The 21,264-nt window shown below is 30.2% G+C and carries 17 protein-coding genes; 8 read left to right on the top strand and 9 right to left on the bottom strand.

The features are described from left to right. Positions 1-30: 30 nt before the first annotated feature. From CLFE_RS08125 to CLFE_RS08140, 4 genes are all read right to left on the bottom strand, one after another. Entirely contained in the window at positions 31-1,074 is a 1,044-nt protein-coding gene (locus tag CLFE_RS08125; RefSeq protein ID WP_077836153.1) for a metallophosphoesterase family protein, read from the bottom strand. A gap of 226 nt (positions 1,075-1,300) precedes the next feature. Next, positions 1,301-2,857, bottom strand: coding sequence for an FAD-dependent oxidoreductase (locus CLFE_RS08130; RefSeq protein WP_077894595.1), 1,557 nt, complete (start codon positions 2,855-2,857; stop codon positions 1,301-1,303). 64 nt (positions 2,858-2,921) lie between these two features. Further along, entirely contained in the window at positions 2,922-3,779 is an 858-nt protein-coding gene (locus tag CLFE_RS08135) for a metallophosphoesterase family protein (protein WP_077894594.1), read from the bottom strand. A gap of 102 nt (positions 3,780-3,881) precedes the next feature. Beyond that, on the bottom strand, positions 3,882-4,337 hold the full coding sequence (locus tag CLFE_RS08140) for a GtrA family protein (RefSeq protein WP_077894593.1): 456 nt from the start codon (positions 4,335-4,337) through the stop codon (positions 3,882-3,884). 352 nt (positions 4,338-4,689) lie between these two features. On the opposite strand from CLFE_RS08140, the gene CLFE_RS08145 reads away from it, so the two are divergent. Genes CLFE_RS08145 through CLFE_RS08160 form a run of 4 tightly spaced genes read left to right on the top strand, consistent with a single transcriptional unit; the run spans position 4,690 to position 10,517 of the window. Next, positions 4,690-6,705, top strand: a complete 2,016-nt coding sequence (locus CLFE_RS08145) for a cell division protein FtsA (RefSeq protein WP_077894592.1) — start codon at positions 4,690-4,692, stop codon at positions 6,703-6,705. Positions 6,706-6,719: 14 nt separating this feature from the next. Beyond that, positions 6,720-7,910, top strand: a complete 1,191-nt coding sequence (locus CLFE_RS08150) for a M20 metallopeptidase family protein (protein WP_077835438.1) — start codon at positions 6,720-6,722, stop codon at positions 7,908-7,910. An 18-nt stretch (positions 7,911-7,928) separates the two neighbouring features. Then, entirely contained in the window at positions 7,929-8,885 is a 957-nt protein-coding gene (locus CLFE_RS08155) for an RluA family pseudouridine synthase (protein ID WP_077894591.1), read from the top strand. A gap of 12 nt (positions 8,886-8,897) precedes the next feature. Continuing rightward, on the top strand, positions 8,898-10,517 hold the full coding sequence (locus CLFE_RS08160; protein WP_077894590.1) for a putative polysaccharide biosynthesis protein: 1,620 nt from the start codon (positions 8,898-8,900) through the stop codon (positions 10,515-10,517). Between the two features lie 36 nt (positions 10,518-10,553). On the opposite strand, the gene spoVB is transcribed toward CLFE_RS08160, so the two are convergent. After that, a complete protein-coding gene (gene spoVB, locus CLFE_RS08165) occupies positions 10,554-12,056 on the bottom strand; it encodes a stage V sporulation protein B (protein WP_077835426.1) in 1,503 nt (500 codons plus the stop codon). Positions 12,057-12,202: 146 nt separating this feature from the next. Here spoVB and CLFE_RS08170 point away from each other — a divergent pair, with 146 nt between their 5' ends. The 4 genes from CLFE_RS08170 to CLFE_RS08185 all read left to right on the top strand — a co-directional run bounded on the left by CLFE_RS08170 (position 12,203) and on the right by CLFE_RS08185 (position 16,528). After that, positions 12,203-13,492 carry a PQQ-dependent sugar dehydrogenase family protein gene (locus CLFE_RS08170; protein ID WP_077894589.1) on the top strand — a complete coding sequence of 430 codons (1,290 nt, stop codon included), beginning with the start codon at positions 12,203-12,205 and terminating at the stop codon, positions 13,490-13,492. A 9-nt stretch (positions 13,493-13,501) separates the two neighbouring features. After that, positions 13,502-14,239, top strand: a complete 738-nt coding sequence (locus tag CLFE_RS08175) for a phospholipase C (RefSeq protein WP_077894588.1) — start codon at positions 13,502-13,504, stop codon at positions 14,237-14,239. A 125-nt stretch (positions 14,240-14,364) separates the two neighbouring features. Beyond that, positions 14,365-14,979 carry a hypothetical protein gene (locus CLFE_RS08180; RefSeq protein WP_077835429.1) on the top strand — a complete coding sequence of 205 codons (615 nt, stop codon included), beginning with the start codon at positions 14,365-14,367 and terminating at the stop codon, positions 14,977-14,979. Further along, positions 14,876-16,528, top strand: a complete 1,653-nt coding sequence (locus tag CLFE_RS08185) for a B12-binding domain-containing radical SAM protein (protein WP_077894587.1) — start codon at positions 14,876-14,878, stop codon at positions 16,526-16,528. Before CLFE_RS08180 ends, CLFE_RS08185 begins: the two co-directional genes overlap by 104 nt. Positions 16,529-16,729: 201 nt before the next feature. Here CLFE_RS08185 and CLFE_RS08190 read toward each other — a convergent pair whose 3' ends face one another. The 4 genes from CLFE_RS08190 to nadA form a co-directional block, all read right to left on the bottom strand. Beyond that, a complete protein-coding gene (locus CLFE_RS08190; protein ID WP_250944770.1) occupies positions 16,730-17,935 on the bottom strand; it encodes an IS256 family transposase in 1,206 nt (401 codons plus the stop codon). 143 nt (positions 17,936-18,078) lie between these two features. Further along, on the bottom strand, positions 18,079-18,915 hold the full coding sequence (nadC, locus tag CLFE_RS08195) for a carboxylating nicotinate-nucleotide diphosphorylase (RefSeq protein WP_077895541.1): 837 nt from the start codon (positions 18,913-18,915) through the stop codon (positions 18,079-18,081). After that, on the bottom strand, positions 18,896-20,200 hold the full coding sequence (locus CLFE_RS08200; protein ID WP_077895540.1) for an L-aspartate oxidase: 1,305 nt from the start codon (positions 20,198-20,200) through the stop codon (positions 18,896-18,898). Before CLFE_RS08200 ends, nadC begins: the two co-directional genes overlap by 20 nt. A 7-nt stretch (positions 20,201-20,207) precedes the next feature. Continuing rightward, positions 20,208-21,119: a quinolinate synthase NadA gene (gene nadA / locus CLFE_RS08205; protein ID WP_077853409.1), complete on the bottom strand. Its 912-nt coding sequence runs from the start codon at positions 21,117-21,119 to the stop codon at positions 20,208-20,210. Positions 21,120-21,264 lie beyond the last annotated feature (145 nt).

Consider the following 21,264-nt stretch of genomic DNA (forward strand, 5'->3'; position numbering starts at 1 on the left):
GAGGCTTAAGCTTTCTCCACTTATATTACATTAAAAGTTTATTGTACGTGTATTTACTTGTACAGTTCCAGAGCTTGTATATTTTACACCTTGAACTACTACACCATCACTATATACAGTTACATGATAACCTTCAGGGTCGCCGTCAGTGTTTCCAATAGAAGGAACACCAAAAACGCTGCTGTAAGAAGGTGTTAAAGTGCAAAAATTTTCACTATCACCATAATATGAGCCGTCAAAATCCCTATGTGTGTGACCTGTAAACATTATAACCTCAGGATGATTAGTTCTTAAAGCGTACTGTTTCAAAGTATCAGTATTTAAAAGAGTTCCCCAATCAGCAAAGTTTGGATTGGTAGGATCTGAACCATAGACAGTGTTTTGTAGAGGTTGATGTAAGAAAACAAACATAGGTTTTTTACCTCTTGATGAAGTAGTCCATTCATTTTTGTTTTTAATAATTGTAGAATTTAACCAATCTATTTGGCTAGGAGCAAGATAAGCATCACAAGGATTAGATGGAAGTTCATCAGTTCCTAAGAAGGCAAGCCTATCATTTTTGTTATTGATATACTGTAGATCATAAGAATTAGCACGGTTAGTATCGGTTACACCAGCTCTAGAGCCTATCATTGAACGAATTCTATTTGTGTTGTAGTTGAAATTATTAAGACAAGTTTGATAATTTCCTGTATTAGTACCACCAAAACAGTATTCATGATTACCAATATTAAAGTACATGTAAGGAATGGTTTTGCCTTGACTTGATAAATCATTTTTTACTTGAGCTATTGTGTTATATAATTGATCGTAACTATCCTGATAAGCAGTATCTACATTATCACCATTAAATACTACACATTGATCATTAGAATGATATTTTGCTATACAGTTTAAAGTAGTTTTTAAATTTCTAGTAGCATGCCAGCCACCCATATCATCAGAGCCAATATGAGTATCAGAGATAACATCAAATTCGTATTGAGCATTTGCTTTAACAGCAGCAACAGAAAATACACTTAAAGCTGTAATCGTTGTAATTAAAAATGATAATAGTCCTCTCTTTTTGTTCATTAAGTTTTCCCCCTTAAAATAAATATATTATTGTATCTTTTCTTGAATTTCATTATACATAAAGAATGAAAAAATGTCAAATAATGAAATATAGTAAAATATAATACAATAGTAAATAAAAAAAGTTACTAAATGGTAGCATTACTCAATAAAAAAGAGAAAACAGAAGCATAAATGAAATTGTATGATTTTCACTTATGCTTAAAATTTTTTGTTTTATTACAATTTATATGTTTGAATCAATTGTATTTTTTCCTGCTTTGTAATAATGTAATCGGCAAACTGCAGGGCCTTCTATAATATCCCCCTCAAAGGTGAATCTTGAACCATGACAAGGGCAATCCCAGGACTTTTCTGCGTTATTCCACTTTAATTCGCAGCCTAGATGGGTGCAAGTTACATCAACTAAATGTAATTTCCCATTTATATCTTTATAAGCACCATATTTTTCACCATTAATTTTAACTATTTTTCCTTCATCATTTTTTAAAGAAATATTATCAGATCCTAGTTTAAGTTTGCCTTTAATTAATTCTTTAGCTACATCAAGATTTTCCCTAACTATATTCTTTATACTACTAAGATGGATTTCACGAGAAGGATTGTAGATATCTTCATAGGGACTTTTACCATTAACTATGAGATCTTTTATTATGTTTGCAGCAGCAGTGCCATTAGTCATGCCCCATTCACCATAACCGGTAGCTACATATATATTTTCTTCAGAAGAAGTAATATGACCAACATAAGGAACGCCGTCTACAGTTATATAATCTTGAGTAGCCCAGCAGTATAAAAATTTTTCAATATCAAAGGTTGTTTCTGCATATTTTTTTAGTTCATAGTAGCGATTTTTAATGTCATTATCATGAGCTGTTTTGTGATCCTGACCTCCAATAATTAGCATAGAGGTGTCTCTATATTTTTCTTCTCTAAAGTACCAGTCTTCATTGCTGCTAGCCACAAAGGTACCACTAGGAAGCTTATTTTTAATTTTTGCAGTAACAACATAAGATCTTTCGGGACGAAGTTTTGCAAAATATAAGCCTAAATTATCATAGAAGGGAAAATGAGAAGCTAGAACAACCTTTGAAGCAGTGATTTTTAAGCCTGTGTCTGTTACTAAAGTATAGTTATCACTTTTTTCTATATCAACAATTCGTGTATGCTCATATATTTGGTTGTTGGAATCTGGTATATTTTCTGCTAACTTTAATAGGTATTTTCTAGGATGAAATTGAGCTTGGTTTTCAAAAAGGAGTGCACCTTTTATTTCAAATGGTAAATTAAGATTTTCAGTATACTTTGCGTTTATACCTAGGCTTTTAGCTGCATTGGCTTCATTTTTTAAGGTTTCGGTGTAAGTTTCATCTCTTGTATAGGTGTAAGCAGGAAGTCTTAAAAAATTACAGTCAATGTTATATTTATGGATCATATTTTCTATAAAATCTATTGCAGTTTCGTTGGCTAAGGCATACTGCTTAGCATTTTCAAAACCGAAGTTATCTATTAAATTGTTATATATTACTCCATGTTGAGAGGTCACAAAGGCAGTTGTGTGTCCCGTGGTTCCTTGAACTATTCTATCAGCTTCAAGTACAGCTACTTTTAAACCTTCATCTTTTAAAAGTAGGGCGGTGGTTATACCCGTGATTCCACCTCCTATAATAGCAACATCAACGGTAACATCATTTTTTAAGGTAGGGTAATTTGTTTCTTCTGTTGAATCAAGCCAATATGATTTTGAATTTAAATCATCAAGAATACATGTGTTTTTACTCATAAAAGAACTTCCTTTCTAAAAAATAAATATAGTTATTTTGTGCTTTTATAAGTAAAAATATTTATTATTCAGGTATGCCTAATATATTAGCAGCCTTTTCCCAGCATTTTTCTGGAATATCTGATAAAACAGAATCAATATCTTTTCTATGATGCAGTTTTTTTGCTAGGTTAACGCAGTTTTCTCCATAATCTATTCCTGTTAGTATGTTATACCTAGATAATCTTGACCATACCTTTGCTTTTTTATTTAACTTACTTTTTTCGAATTCATTTATAACAGAAGCTTTATCATAGTCTAATCTAATATATTCTTCTTCCCAGCCATATTTATTTCCATGAAGAATAGCAAATTGAGCTTTTGCATTATGGTGAGAAGGTATACCAACAGAGCCAGGATTAATTAATTTTTTGCCTGCATATTCATATGTACCCTGCTCATGAGTATGTCCACATATCAGCATGTCTGTTTTTAATTCAGATAATATTTTTTGTGTAATAAGAGTATTTGATAACAATTTTTCATGTGAAGAGGTAAGAGAACCATGACAATAGTTAAATGCTTTATACCCATGATTAGAGAATTGACCATGTATAGCTAGACTTTTGAAGAAATTAAAGTCTTTTAAAGTGAGATTTTCGTAAGTATAAAGAAGAGTACCTGTAGAAGATGAATATTTCCAAGTATTATTGTTATACATATGATTAAGAAGATATTCTTCTCTGTTGCCTTTAATAAGTAAACAATTATAATTATCTATAAGTTCATATATTAGTTTCATCGTTTTTGAAGGATATGGACAATCACTAACGTAATCGCCTAAGAATAAAAAATTTTTTATATTTCTTTTTTGAATATAAGAAATACAGGTTTCAAGAGCAATATGATTACTATGTATATCACTTAGAACTGCTATTTTCATAAATTTAGTCCTTTCTTATAGAATTAGTATAATAAATCCAGTATAACACACAAAAACCAGGTGAGATTTAAGCCACCTGGCGTTATAACATATAAAATAAACTTATGCTACATTTTTTTTATTCAATCTATCTATTTTTCCAAAAACCCAAAATCTATAGCCTAAAAAGTTAACAACTTGAGCAAGTACCATTGAAAGTATTTTGGCAATAAAGGAATTAATATGATTGTTATTCATTAGTATACTAAGACCTATTAGGCTTACACCAAGTGAAGCGGCATTAACCACAATAAATTGAACGATTTCGCTTGTTGTTTTTTTCTTTGTTCTTGTATCAGTAAAAGTCCAAAACTTATTAAATAAATAACTATTTAAAGTTCCACTTGAATATGAAACTATTTGACTTATTATATAATTTAGACCAAATAAGCTGTTAAGAATAGAGAACATTCCGAAATCTACTAAAGTATTTAAACATCCAACACAGCCAAATCTTATTAAATGTTTAAATTTTTTGTGATCCATAAAAGTGCTGTAGATATTTTTTATAATACCCATGTTAATCACCCCTTCAATATTAATTAAGGATTTTATTTATAATGACTAAAATAGTTATATTAGACACAGTACTTTAATCCTTTTAAATGTATGTATTCTTTGATGATGTCCATAGATAAATAATATCAACTAAATACGGAATAAATACCATATAAATATGTTAAAATTATGTGATTTGAAAACAAACTGAAAATTTAAATTTAAAATCAACTGTAATAACAAAGTTTATTGAATAATTCTAGTCCTTATTATATAATTTTAAATGAAGCAGTATGTAAAATAAGGTATAAAATATTTATAAATTACTTTTGGCTATAACTAAAAATTTGAATAAAGGGTAGGATTGGCGTCAATGAATATTAATATAGATGATTTAATATTTTCACTTGATATAGGAACGAGAACTGTTATAGGAACTGTAGGGTCAATAAAAGATAAGAAGTTTAATGTAATTTGTGAAAAATACACAGAGCACGAAGAAAGAGCTATGGTAGACGGTCAAATTCATGATATAAGTTTAGTAGCTAAGGCAGTAAATAAGATTAAAAATGAAATAGAAGAGGAACTTAAAATTGAGATTAAAGATGTAGCAATAGCTGCTGCTGGTAGGTTTTTAAGGACTACAGCGGTAAAATCTGAAATAAGCATAGACCAAGATAAAGAGATAGATAAGGATATTGTAAGAAGTCTTGAATTAACAGCAGTAAAAAAGGCTCAAGATAATGTAAACAAAGATACTGAAGGCAAGCTTTACTGTGTAGGTTATAGTGTGAAAAATTATTTCTTAAATGGATATGCTATTTCAAATCTTTTATCTCATAAGGGTGAATCAATAGCAGTTGAAGTAATAGCTACATTTTTGCCTAGGTCAATAGTTGAAAGCTTATATGCGGTTATGAATAAGGTTAACTTAAACGTAAAAAGTTTAACCTTGGAACCAATAGCAGCAATGGAAGCAGCAGTACCTAAGAATTTAAGGCTTCTTAATATAGCACTTGTGGATATTGGTGCAGGAACTTCAGATATTGCTATAAGTTCAAAGGATACCATAAGTGCATATGGAATGGTTCCTTTTGCAGGAGATGAAATAACTGAAGTAATAGCACAAAATTATTTAGTTGATTTTAATACAGCAGAGGTTATAAAAAGAAGCTGTACAGTTGATACTGAAATAAAGTATACTGATGTTCTTGGAATTGAAAATACCATAGAAAGTGAAGAGGTTATAAAATTAATACAGCCTACAGTTCAGAAATTAGCTGAAGAAGTAGCAAACAAGATAATTAGTTTAAATGGAGAGAAGGCACCAAATGCTGTATTTATAGTTGGAGGGGGAGCACACACACCTACTCTCAAAGATATTTTGGCAGAAAAGTTAGGTATGAAGCCAGAGAGACTTGCTATAAAAGGAAGAGAAGCTGTAGTAGATTGTATTTGCACAGATAATTCACTAGGAAGTACAGGTGTTACTGTTTTAGGAATTGCACTTATTGCCATAAGAAGATTTGGAAATGATTTTATAGATGTAATTTTAAATGATAATGTAATAAGTTTGTTTAATGCACGTATTCATACAGTAAAGGATGTTGTAGTTCAAGCAGGAGTGAATCCAAAACTTTTAATAGGTAAAAACGGTAAGAACATAAGGTTTACTCTGAATAAGGTTAAAAGAGTGGCTTTTGGAACTGTAGCTAAAAATGCGGAGATGAAAATAAATGGACATATAGCAAACATAGATTCAGAAGTAAAAGAAAATGACAAGATAGAAATAAAATATGCAGAAAATGGCATAGACGCAGCACCAGTGGTGCGAGATTATGTTAAGAATCTATATAGTCTTGGCTTTTTTATTGATGATCAAGTTGTAAATTTAGAACCTATATTTATAATAAACGGTAATAAGGTAACAATAGATACAGAAATATCTGAAGGAGATGAAGTAGAGACAGTATATCCTTCTAAATTGTTAGATTATATTAAATATGTTGATAGTGATTTAAATAAAGAGTATTATATGAATAATGTGAAGCTTTACGAGAGCTATGAAATAAAAGAGGGAGATAGAATTTACACAGCTCCTAAAAAAGAAGAGCTTCCTAGTGATATTGAAGTAAAAGATAGTGATATTGAAGTTTCGGCAAAAGAAATTGAGAAAGTAGAGCCCGAGAATAATATAGAAGTTGTTGTAAATGGTAGTAAAATAAATATGTCAGGAAAAGAAAAATACAAATTTGTTGATATATTTGATTATTTTAGATTTGATTTAACACAGGTAAAGGGAAATCTTGTGTTAACTTTAAATGGTGATAAAGTGAGCTTTTTTGACGAATTGCATGATAAGGATGTAATAGAAGTAAAATGGGAATAGGAAGGAAAGTGAAAATGAATTATATTGAAAAGGCAAGAGAAATATATGATGAATTAGTAGCTATACGAAGGGATTTTCATGAGCACCCTGAGCTTGGTTTTGAACTTGAAAGAACTAGCTCAAAAGTAAAGGGATTTTTGAAAAGTGAAGGAATAGAATACTATGAAACTGCAAAAACTGGTATATGTGCTATTATAAAAGGGAAAAATACTGGAAAAACAGTGGGGTTAAGAGCGGATATGGATGCACTTCCACTTATGGAAACTCATGAAAATAGAGATTACCATTCTAAAATAGATGGCAGAATGCATGCTTGTGGACATGATGCACATACAACTATTTTAATGGGGGTTGCCAAGGTGTTAAATGGTATGAAAGAAGAGCTTCATGGAAATGTAAAGCTCTTTTTTGAACCAGCAGAAGAAACTACAGGTGGAGCTCAAATTATGATAGAAGAAGGAGTTCTCGAAAATCCCCATGTAGATGCAGTAATAGGGCTGCATGTTTCAGAAGATATAGATTGTGGAAAAATAGGAATAAAAAAAGGTGTTGTAAATGCAGCCTCCAATCCTTTTAGTATAGTGATAAAGGGAAAGGGAGCACATGGAGCTCACCCTAATGCAGGGGTAGATCCAATTGTAGCAGCTTGCAATATAGTAAATATGCTTCAAACACTTGTTAGTAGGGAAATCTCCCCTGTAAATCCAGCAGTTTTAACTATAGGATATATTCATGGTGGTACCACAGCTCAAAATGTAATACCAGAGGATGCTAAAATAGGTGGAATAATAAGAACTATGAAGAAGGAAGACAGGGAATTTGCTAAGAAAAGATTAAAGGAAATGGTAGAAAGTGCTGCAAAAGCTATGAGAACTGAAGCTAAGGTTTTAATAGAAGAAAGCTACCCTTGTTTGTATAATGATGAAAGTATGTTTGAGGCTTTTAAAAAGTTAGCAGAAGATCTTTTAAAAGAGGAAAATGTAATAACACTTGATGATCCAAGTATGGGTGTTGAAAGCTTTGCATATTTTTCAATGGAAAGACCAGCTGTATTTTATTATCTTGGTACTAGAAATGAAGAAAAGGGAATAGTGAATCCAGCTCATGGAAGTTTATTTGATGTGGATGAAGAAAGTCTTCCTATAGGAGTAGCACTTCAAGTAAGAGCAGCAGTAGATACATTAAAAAGGTTGTCAGAAAAATAAAGTTTTATAGGAGGAAATATGAAAATAGTTATAGGACCAAACGAAGCAGGACAGAGAGCTGATAAATTTATAAGAAAGTGGCTTAAGGATGTACCCTTAAGTGCTATTTATAAAGCATTTAGAAAAGGTGACGTTATAATCAATGAAAAAAAGTGTAAAAAAGAAAATTATAGCCTTGTAGAAGGTGATACACTTGAGATAAAATATATAAAGTCTGATGCTAAGAAAAAGAAGTTCATAAGAATAGAAAATAACTTTAAAGTTACTTATGAAGATGATAACATTCTTCTTGTAGAAAAGTGGCCAGGAGTTTTAGTACATTCAGATAAAGAAAAAACATCACCAACCCTTACAGATTATGTTTTATCTTATTTATATGACAAAGGTGATTATGCACCAGAAAAAGAGGTTACTTTCACACCATCACCATGCAATAGGCTTGATAGAAATACCTCTGGAATAGTTATATATGGAAAAAACTTTGAAGCATTAAAATGTTTAAATGAGATGGTAAGGGAAAGAAAAGTAAAGAAGTACTACTATGCTTTAGTAAAGGGAAGAATAAAAGATGGAATTTATGAGGCTTATATAAAGAAGGACATAACATCTAATAAGTCAGAAATACTTGACAAATCTACTGAGGGAGCAAAAAAAATATCTATGGAAGTTAAATGTGTTGAAACTTGTGGAACATTTTCTTTTGTAGAAATAGAGCTTTTAACGGGTAGAAGTCATCAATTAAGGGCACATTTAAGTCATTTGGGTAATCCAATTTTAGGAGATCCTAAGTATGGTATTAAGGATATAAATAGTTATTTTGATAACAAATTTGGACTTAATTATCAGTTTCTATATGCCTATAAGCTTATATTTAAAGATTGTCCTGAGAAGTTGAGTTATATGGAAAATAAGACTATTGCACAATCTCTTCCACCAATATTTAAAAAGGTGAAAAGGGATGTATTTAAATTTTAAGGAGTAAGTCTTATGAAGAAACAATCTATGGCTAAAGGATTTGCAATACTTTCAGTTGGGACTATGATAAGTAAAATTTTATCATTAGTATATGTTCCACTTCTTACAAGGATACTTGGGGGTTCGGAACCTCTAGGAGTATATAATGTAGCATATCAGATATATGCACTTATTTATGTTTTAACTAATGCAGGTATACCTACAGCCATCTCTAAGTTGGTCTCTGAGTTTGTAGCAACAAGAGATTATAAGGATTCAGTTAAAAGTTTTAGAATGTGTAGAACAATTCTTATACTTTTAGGAGTTTCAATGGCTTTAATTATGTACTTTGCATCAGGAACTATTGCGTCTCTTATGAATTTCCCACAAGCAAAGTTTGCGGTTATGGCGCTTAGTCCGGCAATTTTATTTACTTCAATATCATCTACATATAGAGGATATTTTCAAGGTAATAGTAATATGACCCCTACAGCTGTTTCTCAGATTATAGAACAGATTTTTAATCTAATATTTTCTTTGACTTTTGCAGCTATATTTCTTAAAGAGGGAGTTGCACAAGCATGTGCAGGAGCTACTGTTGGAACTACTTTGGGAGCTTTTGCATCAGCAGTATATCTTATGGTTACTTACGAGATAGGCAGAAAAAAGGGAATACATATAAGAAATCCAGAAGGAGTTAGAAGAAAATCAAATAAGCAAATTTTGAACAAAATTATAAACTATGCACTGCCAATAACAGTTTGTATTGGAATGCAAAATTTGGGGACTTTATTTGATACTTCAAATACTAAGACTAGGTTACTAGTAGCAGGGTTTAAAGATCATAAAGCAACATCTTTGGTTGGAAATTTAGCACAGTATCAACCACTTATAAATGTTCCAATAACAGTGCTTACTCAACTTGCTGTAGTTATTCTTCCAGCAATATCGGCTGCAATGGCTATAAAAGATAAAAAAACTGTAGCAAGTAAAATCAATTTTGCTTTTAGATTGTGCTTTATAATAGCAATTCCATCAGCTGTTGGACTTTCTGTTTTAAGTAATCCAATTTACAAGGCAATTTATCCAAGTTCAGTAGCTGGATATAGGATAATGCTTATGGGAGCTGAAGTATTAGTATTTATGTGTTTACTTCAGATTCAGACGAGTATACTTCAAGGCGTAGGTAAGTTATATACAGTTACGATATATTCACTTATAGGAGTAGCGGTTAAGATATTTACCAATTATATTTTGGTGTCTATACCAAATATAAATGTATATGGTACTATAATTGGAAGTATTGTAGGTTTTAGTACAACCATATTATTAAATTATTTTTTAATGAAAAAATCTATGAGAGTAAAGTTTCATATGTTTAGGTTTATGAAAAAACCTATTTTGGCTTCTATTTTTATGGGAGGAGCTTCATATGGAGTATACTATGCTTTGAATTTTATTATAATGTATATTACTAAGGTAAGTTATATGGCCAATTTAGTGGCATTAATTTGTGCTATGGTGGCTGCTGTTATTGTTTACGCAGTTGTTCTTATAGTTGTTGGTGGAATACGCAAAAGTGATATGGAACTTATGCCAGGAGCTTTAAAAAGACGTGTACCAATTAAAATAATGGCTATAATGCGAAAATAAATAAAAAATAAACTTATACAGATAAAATGTATAAGTTTATTTTAGTTTGTCTTTAATTTTGCTGATTGCAAAGAAAAATAAACCAAATCCTAATATTATTATAAATAGTGCCTTAGGAAGCATAAATCTATTTGGCAATATATTATTTAAGATGGAAAGCACTAAGTATACTAAAATGCAAAGTAAAGTATCTATGAACATATCCACATAAGAAAAACGTATGTAACAAAATTTTCTTATTTCCTTCATGTTTAATATATATGCAGTTAAACAAGTTAAAAATAATGTTATAGCATATCCATAAATATTTATAGTTCTTATACCCGTCAGTATATAAAGCAGAATAAGTTGTTCAATTGAAACAATTAAAGAATTAATAAGAAGCTTGTTTTGTTTTCCAAGTCCACTTAATATTGAAAAAGTAGCAAAGGAAGTATAATCCACAGGTACTGATAAAGCAGAGGCTGCTATATAAGAACCAAGGTCATTTCTATTAAAGAATAATTTTCCTAAAAGATTTGGTATACTTAGAGATACTATCATAGTAATGGTGCCTATGAAGAAGGAAATTTTTAAAACTTGAGTAACTCTCTTTTCAATACTATAGTAGTCCCTTTTATTTAGATTTTGAGAAATTTCAGGAATCAAAACTGTAGACATTGCAACAATTATGACAACAGGAAAAGAAGTTACAATTAAAGCCATTCCAGAAAACTTTCCAATAAGAGAAAGAGCTTCACTATGTAAAAAACCAGCATGTACAAGTCTCACAGGAAGTATAAGAGTTGAAGCAGCTGCTAGTAGTGATGATACAAAGCTATTCACACATAGGGGAAGTGAAACCGAAAAAACATCAAAAACAAGTTGACCTGAACTCTCTCTTGGGGAATAAGCAGGATGCAGATTCCTTCTATAAATCAAAAATGCTACATATAAAGCTAGTAGGCTTATAAACTCTCCAAGACTTAAAACACCGTAAACAGCAGTAACTGTACTAGAAATGCTTTTTAACATAAGAATACTTATTACTGCAAGTACAACAGCAACCCTAGAGGCTTTCTCTAATATGTCTATGTACGCTGGAACCTTGGCTTTTGATATGCCATAAAAATATCCCTTTAAAATAGCTGAAATTGTAATAAAAACTAAAGCTGGACAAATTATCTCGATAGAATATAGTGAACGCATGTCCTTTATAAATGAATTTGAAATAAGTTTTGAGTTAAAAAATAGCCCAAAAGCTACTATTGATGACCAAATAAAGCAAACAAAAGAAGAAATTTTGATAAGTGAATTTACATTGGAGTAGTCATTTTTCCCAGATAATATAGCAACTTTTCTTGATATAGCCACGGTTAGTCCACCACAAACAAGGCAACAAAACAGGTCATAAACAGGCATAATAAGTTGATAAAGTCCAACACCCTCAGCACCTAATTTTTCTGATAATATTACTGAAAATATAAACTTTAAGATTCCTGTGGCGAAGTTTGATATTGTTAGTAAAATAGTATCTTTGTAAAAACGCTCTAATTTCATGAACACTCTCCTTAAAATTATTATCACAAATAATATTTATGTATATAGTTATCAAATATATACCACTATAGGGAAAGTAAGTATGAATATAGTTTGGGATTTGTAATATATTTAAAACTAGAAGAATTTTATTTTAGGAGGGCAAGGTGAAGAAACTTTTAAAGTTTATCATAGTTATTATTTTTATATTTGCAGGAATTATTATCGTATTTAAATATGTACATAACGGTTATACTGTTAAATGTAAAGAAAATAACGTGAATTATATTATAAAATTTAAGGGGATAACTGGTGCAGTGGATTTTGCAGAAGATATGGATAAAAACTTTTATGTAGCCTATAAAAATGGAATACAGGAGATATGTAAGGATGGGAAAACAGAGAGTATACTAAGAAGTAATGATGAAAATATAATGAGTATGGTGTATTATAATAATAAGTTATACTTTTCCTCAAATCATAGTGTAGGTTATTATGATTTGAAAACTAAAAAGAATGTGAAAATTATAAATAATATACCTAATTTTGGGGACTATAAAGATGTATTTATAACAATAAGAAATGGATATTTATATGCGTCAATAGGATCAGCGACCAATAATGGTGTTGTAGGAAAAGATAATAAATGGATTAAAGAAAATCCGTATACTTTTGATGTAACACCAAAAAATATAACACTTAAAGGAACAAATTTTGGGGATGAAATGACAGGTGCATTTGTTCCTTATGATACACCAAATATAAAAGGACAAATAATTCCAGGTCATTTTCCAGGAAATAGTTCTGTTATTATTTGTAATCTTAGTACTAAAGCTGTTGAAACCTTTGCTTGGGGTATAAGAAATGTTGGTGGAATGGATATTGATAAAAGTGGAAAAATAGTAGCAACTATTGGAGGAATGGAAGACAGAGGGGCACGTCCTGTAAAAGGTGATAGTGATTATATATATGAAATAGATAAAGATAAATGGTATGGATGGCCAGACTATAGTGGAGGAGATCCAGTTGATTCACCTAAATTTAAAAATAGAAATAGAAGAATTTTAGATAAGGTTCCAAGTATAAATCCTCCAGCACCACTTTACCAGTATGATAAGGTGGGAAGTCTTAGTTCACTTGCAATAGATAAAAATGGATTTTTAGGGATAAAAAATTGTATTTTTGTATATGATAAAAATGATAATTCTATAGTTAAATTGCATGGAAGTGTAAAAGATAAATTTATAAATTTCACAAATAAGTCTTTTATTAAATCAGTACACATTTTTGATGATGGAATGTATGTTTTAGATTCAAAGGAGGGATGTTTGCTACAAATATATAAAGGAAATAAGAGTGATAAAATTTTAGTCGATAAGAAGATTGTATATTCTCTTATAGGTGTAATGGGTATATCATCTTTAATGATATTTATATTAGGTTTTAAGAAGAACTAGGGGGAAAATATGAAAAAGAAATTTGAGAGTACTTATGGTAGAACTATCAGGGGAATATTTTTCGTTATAAATCCAGTTAAAAAGAAAGTCATAAAAACCACATGTATTATTCATAAATATATAAATTCTTTAGCTATAGAAATATTAAAGGGTAGAGGAAATGAAAATGAATACAAATTTTTTAGCAATAATATTGAATTTATAAACGAAGGAACTGTTTGGGCAGATCAAGATTTTAAGTCAACAAATCATTTTTTCGATTTTGAAAAAGGAAGAGGACTATATGGTTTTTCTAATTTAATTGATGAGGGTCAGAAGTACTATAATATGTCTATAAATTATTTGAAAGCTGGAGACAAGAAAAAATCATTATTTTATTTTGGTGCAGCTTGTCATATAATTCAGGATTCAACCGTTCCGCAACATGTTAATAACAGGCTCTTAAATAGTCATAGAAATTTTGAAATGTGGATTATACAGAAATTTCTTACGGGATATAGATTTATCAAAGCGGATGAAATACTTAGAAGTGAAAGTATAAGAGACTATGTGAAAAAAAATGCTATAGTTGCAAATAAAATTTACAATAGGTGCTTTACTATAAAAGATAAAGAAAATAGGTATAATTCAATATCAAATTATATTATATGTCAAGCACAAATGAGTACATCAGGACTTATGATGGATTACTACGATAAATATAAAGCTATATGTGAAAAAGATAGTAGTTCAAAAATGGTAATGTAAATATTTAAGATATAGTGTTTTAATGATATCAGTATTATTAAAACACTATATTTTTTATAATTGTGTACTATTTTAAAGTTTTAAATAATATCTTTGTTATATATCAATATAGGGAGGTATTATTTATGGAAAGATTATTTATAAATTTAGAAAATGAGGTTTTACGTGGTAATGTTTTGGATGTTGGTAGTGAGAACTATGGAATAGTATATGAACTTTGTAAGAAAACAAATAAGACAGATATAGATGTGAGTTATATTTCAGGAAAAGAAGAAAAAAATTGTATAAATAAAAATTCTTATGATAGCTGTGTAGCTTTTTTTATGCTTAAAGACCTAATAATGGATAGAGATAAGAAAAAGTTTTTTAGGGACATGCACGATTTCTTGAAGGATGATGCTATACTTTATTTATGGGATATAGATAAAAGTATGTTTAAAACTTTTAGGAGAAGCATAAGAATAGTTTTACCGGGAATGAAAATAAGAGATATAGAAATAAATAATTTTAATATACTTTCCAATAATTCTTGTAAAAAAATTTGCAATATGATGTCTCCTTATTTTAAAATTATAGATGTAAAATGTTCAGATGACCTGTATTACATAAAAGCACAGAAAAAGGAAGGTAATTTCAATGAAAAAAGTACTTCTTACAGCAATAAATTCTCAGTTTATACACAGCAATTTAGCGGTGAGATATTTAAAAGCCTACGCAAAGGAATTGGACTTAGAAATTAAGATAAGGGAATTTTCTATTAATGATAGAATAGAGAGGGTATTCGAGGAGATAATGGAGGAAAAGCCCGATATGATAGGCTTTTCCTGTTACATATGGAATGGAGAGTATGTAGATAAGTTAAGCACTTTAATAAAAAGAGTTGATGAAAGTATACAGATATTTTATGGAGGACCTGAAGTATCTTTTAACTGCGAAGAAGTTTTATTAAATAGTGAAGGCGACTTTTTAATAGAAGGAGAGGGAGAGGAAAGCTTCAAGGAATTTTTAAAGTGGAAGCTTGAAAACGGATTTGACAGAAAGGACTTGAAGGTAAAAGGGATTTACAGCAAAAATGACAAGAATGAAATAGTATATGGTGGAAAAAGAGAAGCTATTGATATGAATTCATTAGTATTCCCTTATAATGAAAATGAAGATTTATCTAATAAAATAATTTATTATGAAGCGTCACGTGGATGTCCATTCAATTGCAAGTATTGTCTTTCTTCAACTATAAGGGGAGTCCGTTTTTTAGAGCCAGACAGAGTGAAAAGAGAATTAAAGTTTCTTTCAGATAAAAAAGTCAAAATAGTTAAATTTGTAGATAGAACCTTTAATGCCGATGCTAAGTTCGCTATAGAGATTTGGGAGTATTTGATGAGTCTTGATACGGAAACGGTATTTCATTTTGAGATAACAGCAGATATTGTAACAGAGGAAGAAATTGAACTTTTAAAGAAGGCTCCTAAAGGAAGATTTCAGTTTGAAGTAGGAGTTCAATCTACTAATAATGAAGTATTAAGAAATGTTAATAGATACATAGAATTTAAAGATATAAAAGAAATTGTAATGAGAATAGAAGAAGGAAAAAATATAAATCAGCACTTGGATTTAATAGTAGGACTTCCAGGAGAGAATTTTGAATCCTTTAGAAACTCTTTTAATGATGTTTATTCAATAGGACCCGAGAAACTCCAAATAGGATTTTTAAAGCTTTTAAAAGGATCTTCTATGCGAGAAGAAGCAGAAAAATGGGGGATGTCTTATTCTCCATATCACCCATATGAGATACTTAAAACGAAGGATATAAGTTTTGAAGAAATAAGTAAGTTAAAAAGAGTGGATTCGGTGGTAGATAAATATCATAACACTGGTAAATTTAATGAGATAGTAGAATTTATGATAGGTGATTTTGATACGCCTTTTGATTTTTATTATAGTCTTTCAGAGTATTTTTATAAAAAAGGATACTTTAGTAGAAGTATATCAGCAAGTGAGTACTATAAAGTTTTCTTGGATTTTAATAAAGAAATACTTAAAAAAGAAAATAATGTATTAGAGGAAGTTGTTAAGTTTGAATATCTCAAGTTCAATAAGAAAAGTTGGCTACCTCCGTTTTTAACAAGGCTAAATGTGAAAGAGGAAGAGCAGGCTATAAAAGAGAAATTAAGAGCAGAAAATAAATTTGACAAAAAAATGCATCTAGAGAAATTTTCAATAGATATTGAAAGATACATAAATAAAAAGGAAATAGTTTTTAAAGAAAAGTATTATATATTTATAGTATAAGAAAATTTTATGGCTTACTCAAGTAGAAAAACGTGTTCATATTGAGAGTGTAAAATTCTTTCTGTAAAATAACTTTCTATGGTAAGTTTTAAAAGACAAGATTGTCAAAAGTGACTTTCTATCTTGTTTTAAATATACATTCTAAAAATATGTATGTCAAGAACGCCTTTAAAAACAGGCGTTTTTGGCATATTAAGCTTTTTATTCAGTAAGTCGTCCTTCATACATAATGGATAATTCACCGTACACTTTACCCCAATTTCTTAGTGGCAAACGCCATTTTTTTGTAGCTTCAAAAGTAGCAAGGTATAAAGCTTTTAAAAGTGATGTATCGCTTGGAAATACAGTTCTTTGTCTATTTAATCTACGGTATGTGCTGTTGAGACTTTCGATTGCATTTGTAGTATAAATAACTTTTCTTACATCAGCAGAGAACTTAAAAATAGGGCTAATAGCATCCCAATTTGATTTCCAGCTTTTCATTGAGTTAGGATAATGTTTTTCCCATTTTTCAGTGATTTCTTCTAATTGCTTATATGCAATTTCCTCAGAAGGTGCATGATATATAGTTTTTAAATCTTTTGCAAATTCTTTTTTATCTTTATCAGCAACATACTTTAATGTATTTCTTACTTGATGAACTATACAACGTTGATATTCAGTATTTGGAAAAGCTACTGATATAGATTCCTTTATCCCTGTAAGACCGTCTGCACAAAGGATAAGGATATCTTGAACACCCCTATTTTTTAATTCATTGAGAGCACTAAGCCAATATTTACTGCTTTCATTTTCTCCAATATTTATAGAAAGTACTTCCTTTCTGCCTTCATTATTTATACCAAGAATAATGTAAGCTGCAAGCTTACGTATAACGTTATTTTCCCTTACGGAAAAATGAACTGCATCAATGAAAACAATTGGATATACTGTAGATAAAGGTCTATGTTGCCATGCTTCTATTTCAGGAAGAAGTTTATTGGTTATATTTGAAACCATTCCTTCACTAACTTCAAACCCATATATATCTTCAATTTGTTCTGAAATTTGTCTGGTACTTAATCCTTTAGCATACATAGAAATAATTTTTTCTTCTATACCAGAAATATCTTTCTGGTGTTTTTGTACTATTTTAGGTTCAAAAGAACTTTCTCTATCCTGTGGTACATCTATATTCATCTCACCATATTTGCTTCGAATTCTTTTTTGTTTTTTCCCATTTCTTGAGTTTGTAGTTTCGGCTCGTTCATATGGTTCATAGCCTAAATGCTCGTCCATTTCACCTTCAAGCATAGATTGAATAGTTCCACCTAATAGATCTTTTAAAGCTTCCTGAATATCCTCAGCTGACTGAATATCATACTCGTCTATAAGAGCTGATATAATATTTCTTTTTCCTTCATTCATTGGTTTTACCTTATAAATATCTTTTTTTCTTGCCATAATAAAAGGCCTCCTATGATTTTATTTTACCATAGAAAGCCTTATTATTTTTATTTACAGACTTTTCTTCACATGCTCTTCATATTTTATGAGCACGTTTTTTATACTTATTCATTTCTTAAATTTTTCATACTTATGTCGAGAACATTAAAGGAATGTGTAAGCATACCGGAAGAAATATAATCAACTCCGCATGCAGCCTTTTCATGTATGTTTTCAAAAGTGATATTTCCCGAAACTTCAATTAAAGCTTTTTTATTTATAAGTGCTACGGCCTTTTTAATAGTTTCTACATCCATATTATCAAGCATAATTATATCAGCATGTACATTAAGAGCTTCCTTGACTTGTTCTAGAGTTTCAGTTTCAACTTCTATTTTTCTTACAAAAGAGGAATTTTTCTTAGCAAGCTTTACGGCATTTGTTATTCCTCCAGCTGCATCTATATGATTATCTTTTATTAGAATACCATCGGAAAGTCCAAATCTATGGTTGCAACCTCCTCCAATTTTAACAGCATATTTTTCTAAAAGTCTCATACCAGGAGTAGTTTTTCTTGTATCCAATAATTTTACGCCTGTGCCTTCCAAACGTTTGTTTAAATTATAGGTAGTCGTGGCAATACCACTTAACATTTGAAGTAAGTTAAGTGCTGTTCTTTCTCCAGATAAGATTGAGTGAGTTGAGCCAGAAACAGTTCCTATAATCTCTCCTTTTTTTATTTTTGAACCCTCACAAACTTTAAAATTAGCTTCTGCACCTTTAAAAACTTCAAAAACCCTTTTAAATATTAAGGTTCCTGCTATAATTCCATCTTCTTTTGCAATAATATCTGCAGTGCTTTTTGACGTGTCTGATATTATTGAATTGGTAGTTATATCGTTGTAAGCGCCATCGTCTATTAATTCTCTTTTTATAAAATCATCAAATATTGACCAATTCATTTTTCTTTTCCCCCAAAATGGATTTGAATTTTTTTATTACAGTAGTTCTATTATGTTCTATAGTACCTAAAGCATCAGCTAAGGTTAAATTTTGTTTTATGTTTTTATTTTCGGTAAAGGGAATTGTATTATTTATATTTTTAGCAGCTCTTTTGGAAAAAACTAATCCTTCAAGAAGAGAATTACTAGCAAGTCTATTAGCACCATGTACTCCTGTGCTGCTAACTTCCCCGCAAGCGTATAAATTCTTCATTGAGGTTAAGCTATTAAAGTCAACCTTTATACCACCCATAAAATAATGCTGTACAGGTGTAACAGGAATTTTATTTTTAGTTATATCAAGTCCACGATTAAGACATTCATTATAAATGCCAGGAAATCTTTTTATTACAAAATTTGAATCCATAAAGGTTAAATCAAGATATACATAATTACTGTTATCTTTTTCTTCTTCTTTATAAATTGCATTTGCAACCACATCTCTAGGAAGAAGTTCATCTATAAATCGCTCATTTTCTACACTTAAAAGTTTACCGCCTTCTCCACGCACGGATTCAGAAATTAAGAATTTTTTTTCATCAGAGTTTTCATCATACAAGGCAGTAGGATGAAATTGAATGTAATTTAAGTCACGAACTTCTATATTATTTCTTAAAGCTATGGCAATTCCATCAGCAGTAAGAGTTCTTTGATTAGTAGAGTTTCTAAATATGCCGCCTATTCCACCTGAAGCTAAAATAGTAGCCTTTGAGTGAAAAGTATAAATAGTATTATCTTTTAGTGCTAGAGCACCAAAACAGGTATTATCCTTTGAAATTAGATCAAATACTTCTATATTTTCAATAATATCTATGTTTGATCTTTTTTTTGCTTCATTAAAAAGCGTCTCAAAAACCATTTTACCGGTTTCATCAGTGCTGTGAACAATTCTATTTACACTATGTGCACCTTCTCTTGTGTAATTTAGACTGCCATCTTTATTTTTATCAAGCTTCATTCCTAAGTTTATTAAATTAGCTATATTTTCTTTGGATTCAGAAGCAAGTATTTCAACAGATTCTTTAAGATTTTTATACTGACCAGCCCTTAAAGTATCTTCAACAAATAGTGGCTCGTCTTTTTTATTTAAAGCAGTAGATATTCCACCTTGAGCGAGATAGGTATTACACTCAGAAACTGTTGATTTTGAGAGCATTGTTACCTTTATATCTTCGCTTAAAGATAAAGCAGAATATAAACCTGCTACCCCTGTGCCTATAACTAATACGTCAGTTAATATATCCATAAATAAATCACCTTCCAAGTATTAACATGTTTTCCAGGGAAGAAAGCGCCTTTAGTCTTAAATCTTCTTCTATATTTATTTCAAAAGTAGAATTTAATAGGCTGTTATAAACATCTTCTAAGTGGGTTGCTTTCATATTTACACAAACCATATTATTTAAAGGATAGAAGGTTTTATTAGGTACTCTTTCCTGCATTTTATACATTATTCCAGTTTCAGTTACAACTAAATATTTGTCTGAGGTTGTATCTTTTTCTGCATAATCTATCATTGCACCTGTACTACCTATAAAGTCTGCCATATCTCTAACCGGTTTCCAACATTCAGGATGGGCTAAAATTTTCATATCGCCATACTTGCTTTTAATCTCTTCTATATCAGTAGGAATTATCATGTTATGAACCTTACAGAAACCATTCCATAAAATTATGTTTTTCTCTGGAACCATTTCTTGAACATAGGAACCTAAGTTTTTATCTGGAAGAAATATTATTTCATCACCTTCAAGTCTTTTTACTATTTTTGCTGCATTAGAGGAGGTACAGCAAGTATCGGATAAAGCTTTTACTTCAACTGAAGAGTTTATATAGCATACTACTTTTGCGTTTGGGTGTTTAGCTTTTAAAGCAGCAAGGCCTTCTGCATCAGCCATATCAGCCATTGGACAACCTGCTTTAGGTTGAGGTAGCAAAACCTTTTTTTGGGGAGATAACACTTTGGCGCTTTCTGCCATAAATTTTACACCACAGAAAACTATTGTATCAGCATTATTTTCTTTAGCGATTTTGCTTAAATTATATGAATCACCAATGAAATCAGCTATTTCTTGAACTTCAGGTCTTTGATAATAGTGAGCTAGAATAATAGCATTTTTTTGGCGTTTTAGTTCGAGTATTTTTTCTTTTAAGTTTTCGTTCATTAATAAGTACACTCCTTTTTTATCATTAACTGTATGCAGTAAAATGTTTTAGTGTATACAGGTGTATATACATTAAATATAATATTACAACTTTGTTCCGGATTTATCAATACAAAAATCAATACAAATGTTGACTTATTCATAT

It is taken from the genome of Clostridium felsineum DSM 794 (assembly GCF_002006355.2).
Taxonomy (GTDB): domain Bacteria; phylum Bacillota; class Clostridia; order Clostridiales; family Clostridiaceae; genus Clostridium_S; species Clostridium_S felsineum.